Below are 23,993 nucleotides of genomic sequence, written 5' to 3'. Positions count from 1 at the left end.
CCGCTGATTGTGCCAGAGCCGGCACTCAGCGGCGATCAGCCTATAGGTGAATGGCGGGTATCAGAGCATCGTGATTGCAGCGTTTGAACCGACCCGCTGCCACGGCAGACCCAGTACCAGAGCCTGAAGTTGTTCAGTATCGAGTTCGGCTTGCGGGCCATGGCGTATGCCCGGCCAATGAAACTTGCCTTGATGCAGCCGACGCGCTGCAAGCCAAACACCCACACCGTCATGGACCAGCACTTTCATGCGAGTGGCGCGGCGATTGGCGAACAGATAAGCGCAGTGCGGCTTCGCCGCACCGAACACGTCAATCACCCGGGCCAATGCAGTCTCGGTGCCGGCACGCATGTCCATAGGCTCGGTGGCGAGCCAGATAGCATCGATGCGAATCATCGCAGCAGGTCTCGCAGAAAGGTCGCACAGGCAGCGGCGTTCTCGGTCGGCCAGTTCACTTTGACGGTGCCACGCGGGTGTGGGATTTCCAGACAGATAGCCGATGCCGCGGCTTGCGAAGTTGCTCCGGCTGGTGGCACGGGCAGCGGAATGAAAGCAGGTTGCAGTGCGGTGGTTTTCTGCGCTTGCACTCGAATCCATTTATGGACGAGGTTCGCGTTGAGACGGTGGCTCAGTGCGACATTGGCAATCGAGGCTCCGGGCTGGGCACATTCGTGAATGACCTGGGCCTTGAAGGATTTGGAGTAGGAGCGGCGTTGTGGCTGCATGAAAAGACCCGCTTAAAAGGCTAGAAAGGGTGTCCACTTAAATTAGGTGGACACCATCGCCTTTGGCGCCGGGGACAGGAAGGGGGGTTGGCCGGACGCATACGAAAAACGCGGCGCAGGAGGAGGCGCAACGCGTGGTCGATGCGAAAATCGCCGATGACGCATCTAGAGTGGGTACATTTCAGGATCTTCTAGATAATTACTGTGACGACCTTCTGGCCAGAGGAAGAGTGAAAGCAAAGCAGGTCGCGGGCATGTTCAAGCTCCACGTTAGCACCCCCTTCCCCGAGCTTGTGGCAAAACCGGCCCGTGATATTACTGTTTATGACATCACAACCATCCTTAAACACGTCCTGGCCGGAAAGCCAAAAAATCGAGGCAAAAATCACACCACTCCCGCCCCCGCCTCTAACATGCGTTCGACCACCGACACCCTGCATGGCTACCTTAGTACCGCGTTTGAAAAAGCGCGGAGCAGCATTACCAGTCTTGAACGAAAAGTCGAAGATTCGAAGAATTTTGATATCACTACCAACCCAGTATCAGGTGTCGGAGGCCTAGAAGATGTTTACAAAGGTGATACCGAGTCGCTTGAGCAAGCTGAGCTTGCTGAGCTGCTTATCTATCTCGACACCCTGCCGGATCGACAAAGAGCGATCGCACTTGCCCCAATCTATTTTGGTGGACAACGTCTTAAAATGCTCGCGGCCCTTAAGTGGGAACGAGTTTCTGACGACGGCATTACGCTGATTGATATCAAAGGCAAGGGAAAGCCCAGGCTCTATTTTTTGCCTTTTACCCCCCGCATTACCGAGATAATTAAGCCATTGCTCGACCTGCGTCTCAGCGCGGAAGGCCCTTTCGCCCTGACCCATAATTTGATACGAGCTGACGCCTTTAGCAAAGTATTTAGCGAGGCTGGAACCCGCCTCAGCGAAGCCGGCGGGTCAGATGAGGCAGCGTCCAAGACCCGCTATTTCACTTGGAAAAACATTCGAGTATCTGCCGAGACGATGCTTGCAGGCATTGGGATAAGCCAAGAGATCAGGGCCCATATCCTTTCCCACGGGAGATCATCCGTACAAAATAAGTTCTACGACCGGAACAGCTATCTCGTTGAAAAAAGAGACGCTCTTACGAAATGGGGAAGTTTTTTAGACGACATTCGTCAAAGAAAATACCGGCCAGACTTAAAAATACAATCTTTGAGTGAGCTTCGCGGAGATGATCACTAACGGCTGGCTTCTCACCAATCAAATCAAGCTTTCCAGCGCATCTCGAAGTGCAACCACCTTAAAAGATGGCATCAGGAACGTCTGCTGCCCGGACGGTTACCCACGATCCTCTATCGAGAGAGGTTCGAATAGCCGCCTCTGGTCGCAATCAGCGTAGCGAGTTCAACAGGACCGCTACCGCTTCGCGAAAGCTACCAGCGGCGCGGTAAATACTTGATCATCTCCCGCACACATAGCGTGCATCATCAGCCCAAACCTAAGCCCCTGGGCGAATTCCGCATAGCGGGTTCGAGGGGCTTAAAGCGCTACGCGATGTGGGCCAGCTACAAAGACAGCCCGGCTCTGGGCTTGGCAACAGCAGAAACCGGCCAATAGCAGCCAATGGTGGAGCGCCGTTTTCGGCCAGAATTTTCCGGCAGAAGCGCCTGGCAAGTTGTCGCTGTATCCAACCGCCTGACGGAAGAACGTCCTGATCTTGGCGCCGAGCTGGCCCGCGCTGCTAGGAAAGCCCGTAATGGGTTTGGCGGCGAGGCGAACGTCCAGCTTGCGCAAAGGGGGCAGCAAGACCTTCGCGCTCCACCCATGCCAAGTATTAGTAGGCAGATTACGCCAGCGTGAAAAGGCCCAAGGCATCAAGGATCGTGTAACTCGGCACGATGCAAGCGGGGCAGCCCCCGGGCGCGACGGCGGAACTCCGGGACACCTGCCCAATTCAGCAAGAAGCAAATGACATGGCAGCCCAATTGGAGCACAATGTAGCTACAAATCGCTATGAGAAATCCAATGGCAAACAGTGATGTCGTTCGCGCTCGGATCGACGGCCATATCAAGGATGAAGCTAGCCATGTGCTGGCTGGTATGGGGCTGTCTGTTTCGGATGCGATTCGGATGCTGCTGGTTCGCATCGCGGCGGACAAGGCCCTCCCATTTGATATCAATCGAGCACAGACCCACTCCGAAATTAAAAAGCCTTGAAGGCTTGCCTGAAGAAAATCAAGAAAAATACTCCACGGGCCTAAAAACGCATGGATCGCATACAGCAGCTCAATTATGAAAAAGACTTCCGCATCGCATTTTTGGAAACCAAGGGGGATGGGTTTCAACGTCTCTTCGAGAGGCTAATGTCAAAAGCCCACCCTAACGACTTCATGGCTTGCCGGCCTTGGGGAAACGTTGGTGACCGCAAGAACGATGGATATCTGCCGTCGGCAAGAATTTTGTTCCAGAGTTATGCCCCCAACGAGCTGAGCGCTGCTGAAGCCATCAAGAAAATCAACGAGGACTTCGAGGGAGCGAAAGACCATTGGGAGCAGTATTTCGATGAGTGGACCTTCGTGCACAACGCACCCGATGGCCGTTTGGGTCCTCACATCATTGAAGCTATTGCGAAGCTCGGGCAAGGCAACCCGCAGATCAGAATCGGCCACTGTGGATACGAAGAAATGCTGGCGAAGTTTCGTCAGTTGAGCTTGCAGGACCTTGAGTCTTGGTTTGGGCCGTCGCTCACGATGGAGGCAAATGTCAACCTCGGCTACAGCGACCTGATGGCCGTGCTCAGCCACATCAGTGTCACTCCAGGGCCCACTACTAGCGAAGTAAAAGACGTATCACGTGGGAAGATCGAAGCAAACCTTCTGTCTCAAGCTGTGGCCGACTTCCTGAAGATCGGTATGCAGAAGTCACCGCTCGTTGCGCAGTTCTTCAATAACTGGAAGAACCCTACCTACGGCGAACAAATTGCACAGACGTTCAAGCGCGAATACATAGCTCTACGGGATAGCGCTCCTCTACTGCATCCTGATGAAATTTTCGGTCGCCTTGAAGCATGGGCTGGCGGCTCAGCGAACACCACTCCCACACATAAGGCCGCAGTGCTGGCAGTCATGGCATACCTTTTCGACAAGTGCGAAATTTTCGAGGACGCTCAAACGGTGGGGACAGCATGATCCTTCCATCCAAGCATCTTCCGCAGGATCGCGCATTGTTGACCGTCGGCGGTCATATTTTGACGTTTCTCACACGGCCAAAGACTGTCTCCGCACTTTGGGAGGATCTAAGTAGGCATGAAACGGGCGTGACTGCCATGCCTCGGCGAGTTACGTACGACTGGTTCTTACTTTCCCTCGATCTTCTGTACGCCCTTGGAATCATTGAGCTTGAAAGCGGCCTTGTGACACGGAGAACAGCTTGATTCACAACATCTTCAGTACGCTGCCGACCTTTAAGAATCTTGGAGATCTGAAACCAGGTCTAAATGTGCTGCTCGCTCAAAAAACCGAGGGAGCGACCACAAAACAAACACGCAATCGAGCTGGTAAAACGAGTTTCGTGGAGCTAGTGCATTTTCTGCTTGGTGCTGACGCGGGGCCGGACTCGATTTTCCGAACCCCGGAATTGGCTGAGCACACTTTCGGCATAGACTTCGACTTGAAGTCGGAACCCACTGTCGTCGAACGCAGTGGTGGCTCCAAAGCCAAAGTTTTCGTGACTGCCCCACCAGCCGGGAAAGTGAAGTTCTCGGCCACCGAGTGGTGTACGTTTCTTGGCGAACAAATGTTTGGTCTGACTAGCCTTGAAGCCGCAGGGAGCAAGCCGCCTTCATTCAGATCGCTGTTTGCCTACTTTGTGCGCCGACAGGCGAGCGGTGCCTTCATGACGCCGGAAAAACAGGCCACGATGCAGGGTACCGGCGACATGCAGATGGCGCTGATGTTCTTGCTCGGCCTGGACTGGCAGATTGCCAGGGACTGGCAAGCTGTCCGGGATCGGGAAAAGACCCTTGAAGAGCTAAAGAAGGCGGCAGGTAACGGTGCATTCGGCTCAATTATTGGCAAGGCCGCCGACTTGCGCACAGAGCTGACCATTCAGCAGGCTCGCCTCAAGAAGCTTCACGCGGAAGTTGAGACGTTTCAGGTCTTGCCCGAGTACCGGGAACTGGAAGTCGAAAGCTCCAGCTTGACCCGCCAGCTCAACGAGTTAGCCAACGCCAATACCATCGACTTCTCAGCTATTCGTGATCTGGAAATCGCCCTCGCCTCCGAGGTTCCTCCTGACCATGAGGATCTCCAGGCGGTCTACCAAGAGGCGGGCATCGTCCTGCCTGAGTTGGTCAAGCGCCGCTACGAGGATGTGAAGAGTTTTCATGACTCTGTGGTGCGCAATCGCAGGGACTATCTGTCTAGCGAACTCGAAGCCGCCAAGATGCGTATCGAGCTACGTGATAGTAAGAAGGCGCAGCTCGACCAGAGGCGCAGCGAAATCTTGGGCATTCTCAGGAGCCATGGTGCGCTCGAACAGTTCCTCAAACTGCAAGGCGAGCTGGGACGGCTGGAATTCGAAGTGGAATCCCTGCGGCAACGCTTCGAAGCCGCAGAGCAGCTCGAAGGCACCAAGAACGAGCTAGAGATCGAGCGCAACCGCCTCACGATCCGCCTACGGCGTGACTTCACCGAGCAAAAGGACAGGCTGGCTGAAGCTATCGTCGCCTTCGAGGAAACCTCTCAACGCCTGTATGAATCGGCGGGGAGCATGACGATCGATGAAACCTCGAATGGACCAGTCTTCAAGTTTCCAATGCAAGGGCAGCGCAGCAAAGGCATCAAGAACATGCAAATCTTCTGCTTCGACATGATGCTTATGCGCCTGTGCATCAGCCGACAAATTGGGCCTGGATTCTTGATCCATGACAGCCACCTGTTCGATGGTGTTGACGGCCGCCAGGTAATCAGCGCATTGCGCCTTGGTTCTGAGATTGCCCAAGAGCTTGGTTTCCAGTACATCGTGACGATGAATGAAGACGATGCCTTCAAAGAGACCCTCGATGGTTTCGACCTCAATGGCTATGTCCTGCCCAAGCGTTTGACTGACGCCACCGAAGACGGCGGTTTGTTTGGCATAAGGTTTGGTTAGAGAGCTGATTTTTTGCGCTATTCAGCTTTGGGCAGGGCGGCAGTGGCCTTAGGGAAAATACAGTGGATAAAAAGACCAAAGGATCGTGGTTGATCCACTGAATCCACCCTATTTTTATAGTCACATGGGAACGTCTGCTATTGGCCGATTCTGTTGAAAAAGTCGGAATTTCAGGCTGAAAGAAGGCGACGTTGGCCGTTGTTTCAGAACCTGGTCACCACGTTGCGTGGCTTTCCGGTTCTGCGTTGACCGTTGCAGCTTGGTTAATAGGTTAATTTGAGGGTTTTTGCTGATTCCGGGCGTACCTATCCCTTGGTCGGCGGCCCTTGTGAGCTTAGTTTCGCCAGTCGTCTTAAATTCTGTACCGCAGCGGCCAAGGTAAATTCGTCGTTTGCACCGGTCATTCCTCGTAGCCTTAATCGATCCAGTTTCAGGATTCGTTTGAGATGAGCGAACAACATCTCGACCTTTTTGCGCTCATGGCGAGAGCACACGTATTGCGGCGTTGCGGCAATTCGCCGAGCAACATTGCGTGCCGCCTCATGGACGCTACGGGCGATTTTTCGGAACGAGGTGTTTGGGCAGCAACGCTCTTTCATTGAGCATTTAGAGCAGTCTGTTTGCCGGGATCGCAAGATGATGGTGTCGGCTTTCGTGACATGTGAGCGCTGGTTCTTGAAGGCCCGCCACTCGCTGCGCAGGGCGTGCCCCGTGGGGCAACGATATCCCTGCGCTTCTTCACTCCATTGTAAATCACTGATCGAGAGGCTCTCGTTCTTAGCTCGGTTTTGTCCCAAACCGGCACATGTGGCTCAATGTCTTTTTCGTCCACCATCCAGGCCAGCATCGGTGCGGTTCCGTAAGCGGTATCGCCGATGAGCCGATCCGGCTTGATGTCGAACTGTCCTTCGACCCGCTCGATCATGGTCTTGGTGCTCTCGACCTCGGCGGTTCGATGCGCTGGGGTCGGCTCCACATCCATGATCACGCCATGCTCTACATCAATCAGATAGTTCGTTGAGTAGGCGAAAAACGCCGAGCCTCCTGGCGCTGCGGTCCAACGAGAAAGTAGATCAGTCAGTGACAGGCGCTTGGGCAGTGCTTCGGCCGACGCCTCTCTATCCAGCGCTTCAAGGTACTCACGCACGGCGCGAGTACTCAGCGATGGATCGCGCCAGTTGACCTCTTCGTTGCCGGGTACGCCACGTTGCCGACTGGCATCCGCCTTGATAATGCTGGCGTCGACAGCAAACCCTTCGCCCTTGACCAGACCTGCGTCCATGCAACGACGCAGCACCTCATTGAACAGCCAGCGAAACAGCGAGCTGTCAGGAAAGCGACCGTGACGATTCTTGGAAAACGTAGAGTGATTGGGGACTTCGTCTTCGAGGCTCAAGCGGCAGAACCAGCGATACGGCAGGTTCAAATGAGCCTCTTCGCACAACTGACGTTCGGAGCGAATGCCGTAGCAGTAGCCCACCACCAACAGGCGAATCATCAGTTCAGGATCAATCGATGGGCGCCCGACTGGGCTATAAAATCGGCGAGATAATGGTGCAGATCGCTGAGATCAAGGCATCGATCAATGCTGCGCAGGAGATGATTGGCGGGGATGTGATCTTCAATGTTGAACGAGTAAAACAGTCTCTCTTGTCCGCTCGACAATTGTCCCATCATGCTGCGAATCCTCCCGCTGGCCGATGACCTGATTTTGCCGCAGGCCAAGCAGGAGATCTACTTTTTCAACAGAATCGACCCAAAGCAGCCGCTCAACTGTGTCTATCTAACTGGGGCATTCGATATGCATACACTGATACCATCTGCTATAAGTAGAGGCGTTGATTTTTGCATTGAGGAAAGCATGCTTGAATTTCAGATTACAGCTACAGATGTGATTCTCGAGTACAAAGGGGATCTGGGAGCCAATGACAAATGGGTTTGGGATGAGCTGACGACCAAGAGCAAAGTGCGGATATCTCGAGTATTTATGTTCGATTTTTCAGACTTGCTAAATCCCGCCTACTCCGAAAAAGATTTTGAGAGTTATGTGTATCAGTTTCAATTTGGCACATTTGAAAATGACTATTTGAGGGTTCCTGCGCGGATCCTCGAGATCAAAAACGACTTGCTCATAAGTCGTGACGTAACACTCAGACGGTCATTCTTTGTTGCTGAGCGCAATATCTCAATCTTTAATCGTCTGTCAGAATTATTAGATCACTCCGATTCCATTGTGATAGGAGGGACACATCCCGATGCAATACCCAGAGACGTATTTGAGGAGCTGCTCAAAAAATTCCCGAATACTTATGAACTCAACCGTTACGCCGATGCTCGTGTTCAAACAATACTTTCTCAGTACCTGGATGGTATGAGGGATGCACGGGGCCGCTATGAGAACTATCTAAATAGAAACAAATCTCTTACCAGCTCCAGCAAAATCGATTTGGATGTGTTGAAGAAGCTGGAGATCGAGAAATACATTTTGATTCGAGACCTGATAAAGGACTCCTTGGCGACTAAGAAAAATTGGTCCGAGGGTGACTGGCAGAAGCTGATGCTGTCGTTCCTCCTCCTTTTGTTCCCAAAATATATCATGGTTCTCGAGAACGTCACGATCCACGACTACTACAGTAATCCCAGCAAGAAAACAGATCGGTTTATCGACATTGCCTTGGTTGACGCCAATGGAAATCTTGACGTTATCGAAGTCAAAAAGCCCTTCGATGACAAAATCCTTCGCATGAGCCAGTATCGTGGAAATAGTATCCCGACCTCAGAGTTGAGCGGTAGCATTATGCAGGCCGAAAAGTATCTGTTCCACTTATCGAAATGGGGTATCAAAGGTGAAGAAACCCTTACCAAAAAATACACCACTAAACTACCGCCTAGCATGAAGATTCGGATTTCCCATCCTAAGGCGATTATCATTGTCGGACGCGATCAGATCGGCGGTGCGGATATGACAGGGAGCCAGTTGTTGGACTTCGAGATAATAAAACGAAAGTATGCAAACATGATGGACATTATTACATACGATGATCTGCTGCGACGGCTCAATAACACCATTGCTGCCTTGGGCGGTTGAAGGATCGCTCTAGTGCGGTTTTTTAATGATTACTACTGACCGTTTGCTGCCTGCCACAAAATTTAGTAAACGGCTAGAGGCAGCTGCTCAGCCGAACCAGACGCAGGTAGCCTTTCAACGCCTCAAAGAACACCCGTTGCCGCTTGACCGCGTGAACTCGAGGAAAGGCTGCCTGGTTATAGGCCTCGATGGCTGCAACCTGAAGTTTCGAAGGCTGTAACTTGATATCTACACTGCCAGATGTTCGACCATTACTGGCTCAAGATAACGTCGGTTATCGCATAATCCTCGATTTTGTCGCGATAGAGATCGTCACTGCTGCTGATGTTGTGGAGATTCTTAGACAGCATGACCGCCACAACGAAATGCGGGTCTGTTCGAACCTATTCTCATCTAAGATGCATATATCAGAATCTGTGAACAGTGCGCGATTTGCCGGGCTAGAGGGTGGATGTGTTCAAGTTGCATTCCGTAGCGACGAAGCCCCACCCAGGTAGCCCGCCACCGATGAAAAAATAGGGCTGAGCCAGGCCATAGAAAAAAAAGGTGTCAACGCTATTGACATTTAGAAAAACACTTGACTTTAATATTGTATTGCCACCAAAATAGCGCATCAACTGGCCACTGGGAGGCAATATGAATGAAGTAATTTCTGATCGTTTTTTGAGCATTAAACAAGCAGCGAATCTATTTAACGTGTCAACACGGACTATCGGCCGCTGGGAGAAAGCCGGACAATTGCCTCCGAAAACGCGACTAAGTCATAAGACGGTTGGCTGGCGAGCAAGCCGGTTTCAAGAGTTTATGGATACATTGTGAGCCATGCGGCAGGACGCGGAGAATCGAATGATTTACCGTTTATGAAAGGCACCTATAGGGTGCCTTTTCTTGGCTCATTCTTAGGGATGAGTGTCACTCCACAGTGAGGCATACCGTCAATGCGAACCTCGCCCACAGTGGATTCGCCTGTAAATGCAGAAAAGCACGGTGCTGCAACCTGGATTTACTCCATTACCCATGTCGCTGGCCGCAGCAAATTCGCATGCAGCATCATCAAATATCTGCGTTGAAATACAACACCCACGCGGTACCGTTAAAGTAAACAGGCCGACTGAAGGTGCTGCTGCTTCCGCGACCTTTATTCGAGACCTTCTGCGATGATTCGCATCGACTCCATCTGGCTCGCCACCGTACGAATGGAAATGCACGCTGGTACTTGCATCGCGGAAGCGATGGTCACTCGACAGACTGGATTGAAACCACGTCGACGTACTTGAATCCCTTGTTTTTTGCCGCAGCTTTCGCTTCCATCTCAGCAGTGAGGGTGCTGAGCGTATTGCAGTCGTACACGACGACCTCGGTGTCACCTTCAAAAACCTTTGATACCTTGAGAGTCACACGAATGCACGAGATCGGCGCTTCGTTTTCGGGTGGGCTATGATGGGCACCTCCTCCCCAAACGACTTCGAGCGGCCCGACTCCGCACTGTTACCAAACAGCGCTCTTCGCATTTCTTCTTCCAAGCCGCTCATTACTCGCCTTCCAGACAGCGCTGTGTGGGATGCCAATAAAACGGATTACCGATTGCTGAGAGTATTCATCTATAGAGGCGCGGCATTTGTTAGGACTCTCGGACACACATTAAGATCCAAGCTGCACGGATGAAAACTCTGTTCCGACACCGTCGCTGGGCATGCTCTGTAAGTACAAAGTTTTGCGCCCTACTATCAGCCCTAATAGGGGCCGTTTATCCACACGTTTTACCGGCAGTTTACGCCACTCGGTGAGATCGGTCCCAGAGGGTGCGGGGTAGTCCTGGGGATGTGTATGCCATTCACCGGTGTACCGGACCAATCCTTGGCTATCAGCCCACCATGAATGGGCGATGTGTTCGTGCAAGTACTTCATGCGCTCGAAAAACGTTCTAAATCGTCGGTCAAATTTCGTGGGCAAAGTAGCCTCGACTATTTCGAGGTGAGAGCCTCGTACGTACCCGAGTAAAAGACCACCAGCTTCCAGGTCGACGGGCCCAGCTTGGACGTGACGCTGACTTCCCAATCACTACACGATGCTGACAATGAATAAAACATTACCTGTCCAGACTCGCTCAGATAATCAGCTACTTCACACATGGATATCAATCGTGTAGTGATTGGGCACGAGGAGCGACCCGGTGGGAGCATTCTGCGGAGCAGGTCCCTGGAGACAAGCTCCAGGAATTGACCCAGCGGGCGCCGCTCCGCCAACTGGTTTTTTGCCTCTAAGAATCAAAATCCTTGAAGCTCGACCTCCGCTCGTTGCACCATCACATCCGAACCGGATGATCGGCGAGTCGGTGCACCGACTCGAAGAACTCGATTGATTGAGCGCACACCCAAACTTCAGCTAACACCCAGAGCCTTAAAAGCGGCATCTACCGGATCGCTGTAAAAACTGGTTTGAAATTTTGCAAACAGCTCGCCAGGCACTGTTGGGATATCGGTAACGCTAGCCATTGGCAGGAGAATCCGTTTCGCGCCAGCGTCAAATGCCACTTGCATGCATTCTGCGAGGTTTTCGACTGGAATCACATTGCCACCCAAGCTCATATCGCCGAGCACAACCATCTGCGCCTGGAGTGGTCTCTGCATCAGCACGGAACAGTAAGCTACAAACCCAGCGAGAGTCAGCGCCTTAGGTGCGCCAGTGTTATGAAGCTCGACCGCATGAAGGTGATAGTCGTGATCTCCCACTTTTGACGCAGCACTCACCCGACTGATGTTTGCTTTGAAGTAATCAAAGGCAACTTTCAGCGCCTCCTTAGCCGAAGAGCTGTTCCCAAGACCAGACATATTCAGCCGCCCGCTACCTGCCGTCACTTGCGTCTCCAGACGGTACAACCCCAGATTTCCGTTAGCGCCTGTGGACACGAGGTGCACCACTCCTGGCTTGCCTTGGCCCTCAGGAATAAGTCCACCACCGCCCTGCTCCGGCACGCTGATGAACGTCTCTTCCAACGTGTCCGCATCGATGTAAGAAAAGTGGACATCGTAAAACTCCATTCCCCCGATTTTCTTCAACTGTTCTTTTACCCTTCGACGCGCCTCCAATGCATATTCAAGGCAACGGCGGACTGCCTCGCGATCATAATCAGCGCTAGGGTGCAGCAGCTTGAGGAGACCAGAAACCGTACGCCGCACTGCAATGGTGTCCCGCTGATTCAGATTATTTCCAAGCTTGAAATAGCGGTCTATGGCATCAGCGAAATTACGCTTACGCATTTCGCGCATGAACTCGGCTAGATAATCAGTGATCAACCCATAGCGATTTGTAAAAAACTCAGGCCGCATCTTAGGTACTTCCCACCCAGGAATGTAGGCGTGGAAACGATCAAAGAATGCTGAGTCGATCATTGCTGAGGGAAACGGAGCTAAGAGATGGCTGGTCTTCACCAGTGTGTCTACAGGCTGATTGATGTTACCCACGAACATCATGCTTGCTGATGCGGAAATGGAGTCCCGGCCACGAGCAAAGGAGCCCGAGGCCATGAAATCTTTCATGATCTGGACCCCATCTTTGTCCTTGAATGAGATACCCGCCACTTCATCAAACGCAACGACGTCCCACATCCCGACCAAACCGATCTGACGCCGAGACATGTTGTAAAAGAGGTTCGCAACCGTCGTTTGACCACCTGAAACCAGAATGCTGTTCGGGCTGACTTCTTTGTAGATGTGACTTTTACCGGTACCGCGCGGCCCCAATTCACAGCAGTTGTAGTTGTTTTCCACGAAAGCGATCATCCGCGTAAGGAGATGCCACTTCGTACGCGCTTTAAAATGAGCCGGCTCCATACCCGTCGAACGTAACAGCACGTCCATCCACTGATCTTCTGTGAAGTGTTTCCGAGCCTCCAGCAGCGCATCCATGTCCATATTTGGCATCTGGATCGGCTTCAGATCATGGACGGTGAAAGGTGAGCCTTTGGCGCCCTCTTCGAACAAATAGTTCATCGTCACGATGCACCAGATACCGCCCGCCAGCAGCTTCTCAAACTCTTTGATAAAGCGGCTGGGTATTTCGGCATCCTTGACCCCCAGGTTCATGAATAGCGCCTGGTAAATATCTCGACGCTCGTTCAGGCTCACGGAAACCTTGTCGATGATCTTGAAGCTACCTCGCTCACGGATCTTCGACTTCACCTTCTCGGCTTCGTCGGGGCGCACGTAGTTCTCTGAGAGAATGCGCTTGACCGTCTCCAGACCGTCTGCAATCACTTCTTCGTTATCTGATGCGCAGTACATCCCGAGCAGATACTCAAGAACGTAAACAGGTACGTTGATACCTTCCTTCAATCGCTTGGTGAGATCCTTGCGGACCACCTTGCCCATGAAGAACTCGTTCAGGCGGCCATCAAGGTCCAGATCGAGGTTTTCACTGTCAAAAATCAAAGTCATTGCTGATCGCCAGGTTGATACGGACATCAATACGGAACTGCTCAACATCGGTTTCGGCATCAAGCAGTTTGAAATAATACCGCTCACCAGAAGGGAACGGTCGATTCAGCAGGGTCAAGATTACCTTGCGCTGCCGCTGATCAAGGTTTGGTGAGTCGCTATCGAACGACACCTGCTCGACGACAGAAACCGCCTCTCCAACGGCGTCAAAGACCCCAACGCGCAATACAGCAGGCTGAATCCGGTCAGACACTGGCTCGGTCTGCAACAGATTGAATACATAGCGGTTGGTCGTCACGGTGAAATTGTTACCCAGCACTGTCACCTGCGCCTTCCTGACTGCTGTCTCTTTGGCCTTTTGGCCTCTCACCTGCTGGACCTTCAGCACAGGAACGGCAATTTCCTGCAATGTTCCCCCGCCGTGGATAAACCGAGCCCCCCCCACAAAGTGGAAGCGGCTAACCCCACGGGGCGACCAAAACATCATATCGTCAGTAATGCCCGCAGTTTCTCGGATGTACCCACTCAACACCTGTTCACTGGTACCGAGGTTACGTCCGATCAAATATCGCTTTTTCGATACCACGCTGTTGGCAGGCTTGGTAACGAGCTTGCTTTTGTCCAATGACTCTAGCGCTGAATCCTGGAACAGGAAACCGTGGTCGGCCGTGACCAACACACGATGCCCATTGAGATTGTTGATGATGCGACTCACGATGGATTCCAACTCGTGGATCGCGTCACGGCAGGCGGTAAATGTGCTGCTTTCCGTGCTTGCTGTGTCGCCTACGGCATCAATCTTGTTGTGGTAAATGTAGATAACCCGGTGGGGCTTGATTAGCTCCCGCCCATCAGTCTTGTTCATATTCAAAAAATCTTCCGCACGGATGGCCAGACCATTAACTGCCGAAAGAATTTTGTTGCGCGCGTCCAACCCATCTGTGCTCAGCCCATCCACCTGCACCAAACCAGCATCGGTGTAACTAAGGGTTTTGTGGGGTAGCAGGCTCGCCATCCCGAGCTTCGTGTAGGACGGCAGCACTCCCAAGTGACTACCCAACTCAGCCGCGAACCTGTACTTACCGTTGAGCGAGTCACTCAGTTCTTGAGCAACTTCATAGCGCAATGCATCGCTGATAACTACAAAAACACGACGGTCATCGCCACCCTTCAAATAGCGATCAACTTGGTCGGCATAAAAATTCTGCTGATTAGGAATCCCAGGAAGCTTCCATTGCTGGAGCAGTCCGCCATCGAGGAATGCGCCCCATTTCTGTGCGAGAGGCTGGAGGAAACCCGTCAAGTAATCTTGCTCAACCCGAGATGTCAACGGAGACAACGCATCCGGGCTTCGGGCATACACGACATCAGCAGCTTCGTGGTAGATCCTATACAACTGATCAAAGCGGTAAAGCTCTTGGGTATACGCGTTGTAACAAGCTTCCGGAGACTCGAAGGAGAAACCACCCGTATAGCGCCTTCTTAGCTCAAACAACTCAGAGGCTGCGATTAGCGAGTGGTAGTAGGCGTGCCACACCGAACGGTTAGCGTCATCGTTATCTGGCCAGCGGGGATTAGCCCAATATCCGTCCATTCGACGAGCAGCCATGTCCCGTAGTTGCTGACCCATTATCTCGCTGGTGTTGCTTAGCACCGAATCACGTAGCCGTTCAGCTATCTGCCGCTCAACGTCGACAAAAGTGCTGACCAACATGAGTGCCTCCAAAGGTGCCTGAGCCAGCAAGTCACCGGGCCGCAATTCCATTGCAAGTCTGTGGGACAACCGATCATACGCGCGCTGACGAAGGGTACTGTCTCGCCATTGGGACAGGAAGACGGCCACGTTAGCCGCACGTACTGTGCTCAACTGTAGAGAGTGCATGTTGCTCGGTGCTTGTGTGCCCAGTGCATAGCCAATGTCGGTAGCAAACAAACGCACAAAAAAATGCTTCACCGATGGATCGGCATGCTGATATCCAAAAGCTTGTAGCATGAGTTGCCAGAAGACCGCCTGCATCTCGAATTTGCAGATTGAATCCCACAACACGTTCTCTTCGAGGTTTTCAGCGTCAGCAAGCGACGAAAATATTGCAGTAAAAACCGCAAACTGCTCCGCTTGCTCAACTTTCGCGAGCACAGCCAGGATCTTAAGGTCTACGGCGGCCTCATCGTCATCCGGACTCAAAAGACGCTGAATCTTCGCGACCCTATCCTTGCTAGCAAAGAATGCGCTGCGAGCCTTCAAGTGATCTCGCAAACTTTGACGTCGCAACCCTAGCTCTTGCAGCAGCATGGATGTCCTATCCGCAGCGAAAGAGGCGGCATAAAGGCGGATATCCAGTAGCCAATCATCCTCGGGGGCAGGAGGGCTAGCCTGCTCATAAATGAGAAAAAGAGAGTCCGGCCTGTCGGTTTCTATGGTTTTCTTGATCGCTAACGCGGGCACCGAGGAGCGTCTTAGGACCTGGACGTCTGGAAGAACGATGCTATCCAGTAGCTCACTGAACTCGCCCTCCGCATCTTCCCACCATACAACTCGGCAAACGCTGAACAGCTGCAACAAGCTTTGGCCAATCTTTTCTAGTTGTGCAGACTGCTCTGACATGATTCACCGCCCCCAAGCGGGTTTAAAATATTACGAAATAAAACCCTATAAGGGTGCTTTAAGAGAACAAAATAAACCGACCGTTTCAAGAGCCGATCACTTGCCTTGTGTTGCTCGGCCCGCAAGTATTTGGTCAACGACAGTTTGCAGAATATCAACCGCGCCCGCCCGCCTTGAAGCAGACATTTCCATGATGTTACGCAGCTTCCATCGAACCGCTGGCAACTGATCAATCCCAGGCAAATTTAACAACGACCAGTCCGGCTCCCCACGCTTAAGAGAAAGCAAAAAAGCGGCGTCTCGCTCGGTGAATTGCTCACGAATTGCAGTAAGCAACGACGCCCTAGTGGATTCCAATTGATCGAGGGTAACTGGCTCACGCGTCATGCCCGAAAACTCTGCCTGGAAGATCCCATTAAGATTCTTCCATCGAGGGGAAAGCAGCTCTGCTATAGGTCGACCATGGCTGATCAGATAAACCAAGAAACCCTCAAAAATTTCACGTGTCAGCCCTTCTTCACGGAGCATTAACATGACATCAAAGAGGTCTCTGGGATGCTGTCTATCCAGGGCAGCGCAAATTTTTCCGCCATAAAGATCAGGCAAAGAAACGCATAAGATAGAAGCAAATCCAAACTCGTCCTCCACCTGCGCGACCACAGCACGCTCAGTGGGTTGATGAACCGTGCCTCGTAGAACCGGCGACACCTCGACCTTGATCTGAGCTTGTTGGTTTCTCACCAAAATTCGCAACTCATCGTCCCGATTGCTTTGGACGGTTGCACCTGCATTCGGCAAGCCACGACCCACGGCATCTGCAATACGTCCAAGCGCAGCACGAACATCCAACAAAGCATGGTGACGATCAGAGCTGGGTAGGTAAGCCAGATCGATATCCACCGAAAGACGAGGCAGATCTCGAACAAACAAATTGATCGCAGTCCCGCCCTTGAGCGCAAAACAATGCTCAGCCGCCACGTAAGGTATCACCTGGACCAACAAACGGACCTGAGCGGCGTAACGAGGATCAAGAGACATTGGCAAATTTCCCTGGCACGGTTATGAGGAACTCTTTATCAAGTCGACCACCCGGCGTGATCTGACGCTTGCCTTTGCCTATATCCACCTTCGAAAGGTCTATTCGGCTATACCATGCGTGGCCAGCATTTCGAGCCAGCAAAAGGAATACACGTTTGACGCGAATGGAGGTGCAGGCCTCCAGCAGTCTTTGCAAGCGGCGGGGGCTAAGGGTACCTAACCCGCTGAACAAGTCGACCACACCGCTAAAAAGACTCTCGTCCGCGCATCGATGGATAAGCTCAAGCATGGCACGCTCTGGGGTGGAAATTTGCAGGTGAAATTGAGAGTAAGGCACCTGAAAGGCTTGCAACGCAGGATCTTCCATTGGGGCGAAGAGCCCGGTGGAGTGAAAATTTACCGAGACTTCCCATGCGTACTTTCTGAACCAGCCAGGCAGGCTGGTGCCGGCTGTGGCGAACAGTTCGACAGTCTCTTTCCCGAATGATAGGTAATGGCTGTATCCAGCCAGACTCAAAGCCGTCGCCCCACCCGGCCAAATCCGTAATGGCTCGTCCTGTTGCAATGCGAAAACGCCGCCTTGCCAGTCAATCTTATCGCCGCTTCTCTTCCACGTGCCGTGACCAATACGCTCCAGCCAGCCACTGTGCTGATATTTTTGTACCAGGTTTGGCCCTACGCCATGCTCATGTAGCCACGCTTGCGTGGCTACAGCACCGGAGGGCCAATCGGAAAGGAGCTGGTTTATTTTCACTGCCAGTATTTATCCATAAGGATTATTTCCAGCTATATTTTAAACCAGTCAGCCGGGTTCGGCCAGTCAGATGTCGGTAATTGTTCTCCTATGGGGCTTACGCCAAACCACGGCTACGCATCCTGTCCGAAGACAATCAACTGATGTGAAAATGACCATCGTTCCAACGGTGATTCAAATTTCGAACTCAAGCGAAACTTCAAACTTTAACTTTTCCTCACGACGACGAATGAAACTCTTTATAGACTCAAGATCATTCCAATCGCAGCCATCCTCATTTATTTCATTCTGAGACATCAAAGGCGCTAAGTTATAATGAATAGCCTTTTCGTCACCGCCCTTTCGCCCCTTGCTGGAGTTGGAGGCCGCATGATCTATCACCAAGTTACCAAGATTATTTAGGTAGTTTTCTCTAAAATCATCATCAAACTCAACCGACAATGCTTTCTTCGCAGTAATGTGCTCAATACTGAGCTTTTCACGGGAATCCTTCGAAGCGTAGTCTCCGCTAGACAACAATGGAAAGCCCTTACGCCGACGAAGGCTGTTCTCGTAAGAAAAAAGAATGTATCGGACCACATTCTTTTCAAGCCAGTCATAATAATTATTATAGTCGAAGGCTTCGCGAGCCCGCCCATTAATATTCCACCAATTCCCCAAAACAAAGCTCTCGATCACCTCAACGACATCTCTATCGTTGCGCATAGAAGTAAACTGATAGCTTTCGCCGTTGCTTCGCAGTCGGGCTAAAGAGGAGCGAAAGGTAAAGGCATTGATGGCTTTAACCAAGCGCGGAAATTCAGATGGTCTTTCACTATGCACCTTCATGAGCGCTGGATAGAAGGGAGCAACACGGCCGATCATAAATGTTTTCGCCAATTCCGGATCAATGAATCGACGATCTCGGATCTGAGCAAATAATTGAAAGCTTTTTTTCAGGCGAGCTGGATAGTCTCTAATCTGTTCTCTAGCCTCCTCCCGTCGCTCCGAATCACTCACCAACCCGAGTATCTTCTCCTTGATGTAGGCTTTCGGTTTATCAGTGTAATCGCTCGGATACGTCTCAAACGCAAGTGTATGATAACGAAGCACATCCCGATCATTAATTTTGTGTGACTCTATCAAGCGATAGATTTCAGCAAAGTCTTCTTGGACTTTTCCTATAACTTGCTCAGGGTGATCGTAGACAATTCCCGCGTTATACATCAGGAAACTTTTGATCGACTCCAGATCCGTCAATCGCCGCCCCCTATCATTCAACAATTCAAAGATCTGGGTAGCCGTACTGATCTTGTCCACCACATAGAGCAGCACATCAGCATTGATTGCGGTCGTATAAACTCGCTCAAGGATAGCCAGATCATGGCGAGCCAACTGCGCATCAAAATATTGCCGTGCGTCCAACAAAAGCCGTTGCGAATGGGTCCTTAGTGTTACGTCCCCGATTGTAGGCGGGCGGTCGCCCAATATCAGATCATGTAGAAAGGCATTACCTTCATTCGCCGACTCAAGCTTGAAGACATCACCATCACGTACAAATATGCGCCGAGTACGTTCGGATACCAGCGTAGAGCCTTGTGAAATAAGTCTGCCGAGTAACACGTGCATAAAGATGACCAGGGTCGTCAGCCGTTGCTGTCCGTCAACGATATCCACAAGCGCGAATTCGCTCTTGCTTCCATTCAGATGGAAGAGAAAGGACCCTAGGAAATATGGTCTGTCCGGGTGCTGACTGCATAAGTCATTGAAAAAGTCTTCAAGATTGTCCTCACGCTCCCAGGAATAGGCACGCTGGTAAGTGGGAACACTGAAGATACGAGTGCCGTCGAAAACATCTTTGACCGTGGATTTACCCGTTTGCATCTACATGTTCCTTGTAGAGATTGAGCGGCCCACACCAGTGAGCCGCCAATCAGTCAGTCTTCCTTGCCACCAGTAATGGCTTTCACTTCGGCCAGCAGCCCACCAAACTTCCCGTAGTTTACCTTGACACCGTCATCCAGATCGAGGGCGATCCGTTGGTCAGCGTAGGAGCGCAGGGTTTCGTCAAAGCGGCGGAGTTCTTCGAGTTGTTTGGTGAATTTATCTTTGCGCTTTTGTAGGACTTTCTGCTGGGCGCTACCGGTAGCGCTGTTGATGTCATCAGCAAGGGTATCTATACGGGCCTGCATACGACTTTGCAACGGGACGACATATTCCATACGCATGCGCGAAAGAGTGCCGTCGTTGTAGCGGTGCAGATAAACCAGGCACTCAAAGGCTTTTTGCTTACCGCTGGAAAACAACCAGTAAATTGGTCGCTTTTTATAGGTTTGCAGATGATCTTTGTAGAAGCCGGTGGACAAATAGCGGCGTATAACTTGATCGACAGATTCACCAGCTTTACGATCCAGACCGTTGGCTAACCACTCCATATTTTCGACCAGAGTGTTCGCGCCCCATACCACCTTAACGAACTCACGCACGCGTTCGGCAGCATCGTCTTCAAACCAAGATTCATCGGTTATTGGAAGGATACCGTCGGCATCTACCGAGAAGTCGCGAGGGGATGAAGAATCGAATCCTACGTTTCCACTATTAGCATAATCTAGACCGGAGTTAAAAGGATTATAGCGACCCATAACACAGCCAACCGCAAAAGAAACCATTCGACGAGGAAAATCCAACTCAGAAAAATTACTCAACGTAATTTCCGAATCATCAACTACTTCTGATATCTCTCCAGCCAAACCATACTCACCTATTAATATTTTATTTATACTCTCCTCAACAGCTTTCAATTCCTCTCGCCGCTTCAACCCAATATTAACAAGATCCTTGACAAACTCTTCAAGCTTGCCACCACCAGAAGAGTTGAAGATCCGCCCATCAAACTCAGGCGCATACTCTAAACTGGAGTAGTCCTCCCTAGAGACATCAACCGCCTTCCTAACAAGAGCATCAAGCTTAGTCCTAGCCTCAGGCCCTATCACGTAAGGCACCGACTTAATATCACCAACTTGGAATGTTGAAGATGGGTTCAACATCGACATATATGATCTTAAAACCTTACTATTCAAAAGCCCCAACAAAGACAACAGATTTTCTTGAGCGGGGAAGCCAGATGACCCCTTGACGTCAAAAATCGAACCGACTGGAGAATAGCGCGCTGCGAATGTATCCTCTCCAAACTTATTCTTGAAGGTGATATCCCCCCACGTTATCCCTTCACGAAAATAAAAAGGAATATTTTTAATGGTTCTTGTGGGCGACCCATAAAGCGAAGTTGCAAATGCCAGCAAGTCACGCCCGCCATCTCCCCAATTAACTACGTGTTCATTATTGCCAAACCAACGCTTCGCTGCGCCTCCTTTATTATAGGGGAACCACTTACAGCGGGAAATCAAGGCCTCATGGGCGTTTTCTGCCCCTCTTAATAATCTAGACTGATCCACCTCCCACCAAAATCTTAGGAAAACTTCATTATTTGATGTGGCCATTCCCTGCCTAGGACTAAGGACACTCTCCAGAAACTCTTCTGATTTAAAGGTCTCAGCTTGTGCAGGAGAGATCCAGTAAGCAAATCTGGAACCGGGCACTTCCGTATAATCAGAGTTAGAATATAATGAAAATCTGTTACCACCACTCAAAATGACCGCTTTTTTATCAATCTCGCTTCCAGCATGAGCCCTGATAAATAATGGACGCATATTACCAATGGGCTTTTTTAGAGCTGAAAAAGCGACAACCTGTACTTTCTGTCCAGAAATTTCTGTGAAAGCTCGACTACCTAGATCAACGCCTCCCAAGAGAGCACAATCCCTAATAATTTTGGATCTCAACCCTTCGAATGAACTCAAAAACATCCAGCTCGTCATTGTGACCATACTAAGAATAGAGCTGCTTTTTCCGTATCGCAGTCCTCGCTCAATGAACATCGCAAAAATATCCGCCTTTGAAGCTGGAAATTCATTTTTCGCAAAGTTCTTAAGGATATTATTCATTCCTTTAGCGCCCATGTATGGTGGATTAGCCACCACAGCATCGTATTTCTGGGCTAGGAAGCTGGCAGGTCGAGCAAACGCATCCAAAATTTGGCTCGCGTAACTGCGCGACAACTCATCACCCTCGTTTAGCACACTCGTAAGAATGGCAATTATCCTGACTAGCTTGCCTTCAAGGGCCTCAGGTACATTGATCAATGAGCCAAAAGTTTTGCCATTTGCAAACAACTGAATCAGCTCCCGCAGATCAAACGCCGTGATACCTGAGCTATGTAGGGTAGCCAACTGCTCGCCGCCGAATAGTTGGTCCGTATGAAACGCACCACCTCCTTCGATTTGGATGGCCGCGTTGATAATAGCGAGTGCAATTTCCTCGTCCGGGAGATCTTTGCTTTCCTGAACGGCCATTATATTAAGGATTGGAGGGTTATCTTGGTCGTCGAAAAGGCGACGATCATCCTCGCGGGCCTTCATTAGCAAGGCAAAACCGGCAAGCTGCGCGGCGCGATTATCAATATCGAGACCGTAGAGATTTTTTTGTAAGATCAGTCGAGGAATATCGCGTAAGCGATAGCCGCGCTCTTCATAAATAGTACGCAACAAATTGTAAGCTTCGACCAATATATGTCCGGAGCCACACGCAGGGTCCAAGATTGTGAGAGACTCTGGGTTCAGGGTGCCACCATCCTCGTCCATGCGTATATGGATTATTTCATCTAGCTGGACCTGCACATCATCATCCTGCTCTGCGGACTCGATGTAATACAGCATCTTATTCTTAAGGCTGGAGCCTGGGTTGGCCATCATCCAGAGACGGCCTAGGCTGTTCTGCACCAGGTATTGAACGATCCAATTGGGCGTAAACAACTGAGTAGCTGCGGGAATATCTTCGCTCTGGACCACCTTGCCCAGCACTTCCTCCTTCTTCTCGCTGATGTAGAATTGATACAGCCAGCCGATGACTTCTACTTCCTTCCAGTCGTCCTCTTCAATATCATTGACCAAACGGGCAATGGGCGAATCGGTACGTAGGAGGTTGTCCGGGAGCAACAACTCGGTAGCATCATCCAGCGCCTCGAACAGGAACGGCATATTGCAATGCAGGTCGTGGCATTGGGCGAGCAGAATCTCGCGGTAAAGCACTTCGTCCTGATTGCCAGCAGTTTTCAAGCGGATGACTGCGGCTTTGTCTAACCCGAACAGGTCGAGATGCTGAATATTATCGAGAATCTCCGGCTGCTGGCCCTGCGGATGGCTGAGCACACGGTAACCATGGCTGAGGTAGCCCTTGAGTTCCATAAAGCGGATGGCAACCAAGCGGTTGAACCAAGTGTAGGCCAGTGCCTCGACTACAGCGCTAAAGCCCTGCTTATGAATACGCTGGGACAAAGTGGCACGCTGCTTGCCAATGCTGGCCGGAAAAGGCTGGCCACCGATTAACAACACATCGCCAGTTTGTTCAATATTAACTGGTAGGGCAGGATCGAGCCCCAAACGCCGGGCACGCAGGGTGACTGCCTCAATAAAATCCAAACGGGCCTGCGGAGCGTACTTCTTGAGTGCGGAGCGGTTCATGCTTGGTCCTTGCTAGACGTCTTGGGCTTATGCGACTTTAGGGCACGGCCATACATCATCAGGTATTTGTCAAAGTCGCTTTCTGAGTACTGAAGCTTGTTAGTTGCTTCGGTTAGAAAACATTTCAGGTGAGCAATATCTCGCCAGTCAGAAGGCTTTTTCTTCGGCTGTTGCACGCGTAGAAAATGATTCATGGCCCGAAAATTATGCTGGTCAATAATCGGCACATCGCTAGGATGAATCAAGTGAGCCAGGAAAGCCGAAGTGATGTAGCGCAGTCGCCCAAGCCGCTCGCTCCACCATTGAAAGGTATCCTTCGGCGAAGGGGCATCAGCGAAAACACCAACCCAATTGAGATACTCACCCCAAAGCGCCGATATCTCAGTGATCAATAGCCCCTGTTTACCGGGATAACTGGTCTTCCCCCAGTGCCCCCACTTCCAGAGCAATGCCGAATCAACTTCGACGATAGGTTTAAAGGCTGAAAAAGTCAGCTTGAAGCGTTGGTAGTCTTGAGCCGGATACTTGGTGTAACTGTATAGGGAAAAATGCTCGCTATAGGTGGACTGCACCTCGCCCTTGATAAGCTGCCAATCGGCAGACCCAAGTACTTCTTCAACATCCATGGTCGCTTGCTCCAATGCA

The 23,993-nt window shown here is 51.2% G+C and carries 16 protein-coding genes and 1 pseudogene; 6 read left to right on the top strand and 11 right to left on the bottom strand.

What is annotated here, in order from left to right:
• Positions 1 to 60: 60 nt before the first annotated feature.
• The gene (gene tnpB, locus HBO19_RS28420) at positions 61 to 396 is read right to left on the bottom strand and encodes an IS66 family insertion sequence element accessory protein TnpB (RefSeq protein ID WP_033901901.1); all 336 of its coding nucleotides are present in this window, start codon (positions 394 to 396) and stop codon (positions 61 to 63) included.
• Entirely contained in the window at positions 393 to 725 is a 333-nt protein-coding gene (locus tag HBO19_RS03755) for a transposase (protein ID WP_033901902.1), read from the bottom strand. The genes tnpB and HBO19_RS03755 overlap by 4 nt, the downstream gene beginning before the upstream one ends.
• A 134-nt stretch (positions 726 to 859) precedes the next feature.
• On the opposite strand from HBO19_RS03755, the gene HBO19_RS03750 reads away from it, so the two are divergent.
• The 5 genes from HBO19_RS03750 to HBO19_RS03735 all read left to right on the top strand — a co-directional run bounded on the left by HBO19_RS03750 (position 860) and on the right by HBO19_RS03735 (position 5,869).
• Entirely contained in the window at positions 860 to 1,960 is a 1,101-nt protein-coding gene (locus HBO19_RS03750; protein WP_170056923.1) for an integrase, read from the top strand.
• 783 nt (positions 1,961 to 2,743) lie between these two features.
• Positions 2,744 to 2,935, top strand: a complete 192-nt coding sequence (locus HBO19_RS03745; protein ID WP_073638076.1) for a type II toxin-antitoxin system RelB/DinJ family antitoxin — start codon at positions 2,744 to 2,746, stop codon at positions 2,933 to 2,935.
• 50 nt (positions 2,936 to 2,985) lie between these two features.
• On the top strand, positions 2,986 to 3,906 hold the full coding sequence (locus HBO19_RS03740; protein WP_073638077.1) for an ABC-three component system protein: 921 nt from the start codon (positions 2,986 to 2,988) through the stop codon (positions 3,904 to 3,906).
• The gene (locus tag HBO19_RS28690) at positions 3,903 to 4,151 is read left to right on the top strand and encodes an ABC-three component system middle component 6 (RefSeq protein ID WP_073638078.1); all 249 of its coding nucleotides are present in this window, start codon (positions 3,903 to 3,905) and stop codon (positions 4,149 to 4,151) included. Before HBO19_RS03740 ends, HBO19_RS28690 begins: the two co-directional genes overlap by 4 nt.
• Positions 4,148 to 5,869: an ABC-three component system protein gene (locus HBO19_RS03735; protein WP_170056922.1), complete on the top strand. Its 1,722-nt coding sequence runs from the start codon at positions 4,148 to 4,150 to the stop codon at positions 5,867 to 5,869. Before HBO19_RS28690 ends, HBO19_RS03735 begins: the two co-directional genes overlap by 4 nt.
• A gap of 305 nt (positions 5,870 to 6,174) precedes the next feature.
• Here the strand turns inward: HBO19_RS03735 and HBO19_RS03730 are convergent.
• Positions 6,175 to 7,546 (bottom strand): annotated as a pseudogene (locus tag HBO19_RS03730) (IS1182 family transposase).
• On the opposite strand from HBO19_RS03730, the gene HBO19_RS03725 reads away from it, so the two are divergent.
• On the top strand, positions 7,545 to 8,957 hold the full coding sequence (locus HBO19_RS03725) for a Shedu immune nuclease family protein (RefSeq protein ID WP_222934684.1): 1,413 nt from the start codon (positions 7,545 to 7,547) through the stop codon (positions 8,955 to 8,957). The pseudogene HBO19_RS03730 and the gene HBO19_RS03725 overlap by 2 nt on opposite strands.
• Positions 8,958 to 10,598: 1,641 nt before the next feature.
• Here the strand turns inward: HBO19_RS03725 and HBO19_RS03715 are convergent.
• The 8 genes from HBO19_RS03715 to HBO19_RS03680 form a co-directional block, all read right to left on the bottom strand.
• Positions 10,599 to 11,015: a Mov34/MPN/PAD-1 family protein gene (locus HBO19_RS03715; protein ID WP_170056921.1), complete on the bottom strand. Its 417-nt coding sequence runs from the start codon at positions 11,013 to 11,015 to the stop codon at positions 10,599 to 10,601.
• 323 nt (positions 11,016 to 11,338) lie between these two features.
• A complete protein-coding gene (brxL, locus tag HBO19_RS03710) occupies positions 11,339 to 13,393 on the bottom strand; it encodes a protease Lon-related BREX system protein BrxL (RefSeq protein WP_170056920.1) in 2,055 nt (684 codons plus the stop codon).
• Positions 13,377 to 15,998: a BREX-1 system phosphatase PglZ type A gene (pglZ, locus tag HBO19_RS03705; protein ID WP_170056919.1), complete on the bottom strand. Its 2,622-nt coding sequence runs from the start codon at positions 15,996 to 15,998 to the stop codon at positions 13,377 to 13,379. Before pglZ ends, brxL begins: the two co-directional genes overlap by 17 nt.
• Before the next feature lie 96 nt (positions 15,999 to 16,094).
• Positions 16,095 to 17,036: a nucleotidyl transferase AbiEii/AbiGii toxin family protein gene (locus HBO19_RS03700; protein ID WP_170056918.1), complete on the bottom strand. Its 942-nt coding sequence runs from the start codon at positions 17,034 to 17,036 to the stop codon at positions 16,095 to 16,097.
• Complete coding sequence (locus HBO19_RS03695) at positions 17,026 to 17,790, bottom strand: type IV toxin-antitoxin system AbiEi family antitoxin (RefSeq protein ID WP_170056917.1); 765 nt, start codon at positions 17,788 to 17,790, stop codon at positions 17,026 to 17,028. Before HBO19_RS03695 ends, HBO19_RS03700 begins: the two co-directional genes overlap by 11 nt.
• Before the next feature lie 174 nt (positions 17,791 to 17,964).
• Positions 17,965 to 19,653 carry a DUF262 domain-containing protein gene (locus tag HBO19_RS03690; RefSeq protein ID WP_170056916.1) on the bottom strand — a complete coding sequence of 563 codons (1,689 nt, stop codon included), beginning with the start codon at positions 19,651 to 19,653 and terminating at the stop codon, positions 17,965 to 17,967.
• Positions 19,654 to 19,706: 53 nt separating this feature from the next.
• The gene (gene pglX / locus HBO19_RS03685) at positions 19,707 to 23,348 is read right to left on the bottom strand and encodes a BREX-1 system adenine-specific DNA-methyltransferase PglX (RefSeq protein WP_170056915.1); all 3,642 of its coding nucleotides are present in this window, start codon (positions 23,346 to 23,348) and stop codon (positions 19,707 to 19,709) included.
• Positions 23,345 to 23,974 carry a hypothetical protein gene (locus HBO19_RS03680; RefSeq protein ID WP_170056914.1) on the bottom strand — a complete coding sequence of 210 codons (630 nt, stop codon included), beginning with the start codon at positions 23,972 to 23,974 and terminating at the stop codon, positions 23,345 to 23,347. The genes pglX and HBO19_RS03680 overlap by 4 nt, the downstream gene beginning before the upstream one ends.
• Between the last annotated feature and the right edge of the window lie 19 nt (positions 23,975 to 23,993).

The organism is Pseudomonas sp. WS 5021 (genome assembly GCF_012985535.1).
GTDB lineage: Bacteria > Pseudomonadota > Gammaproteobacteria > Pseudomonadales > Pseudomonadaceae > Aquipseudomonas.
Note: the sequence above shows the minus strand (reverse complement) of the source record. Positions and strands in the feature narration are given on the sequence as shown.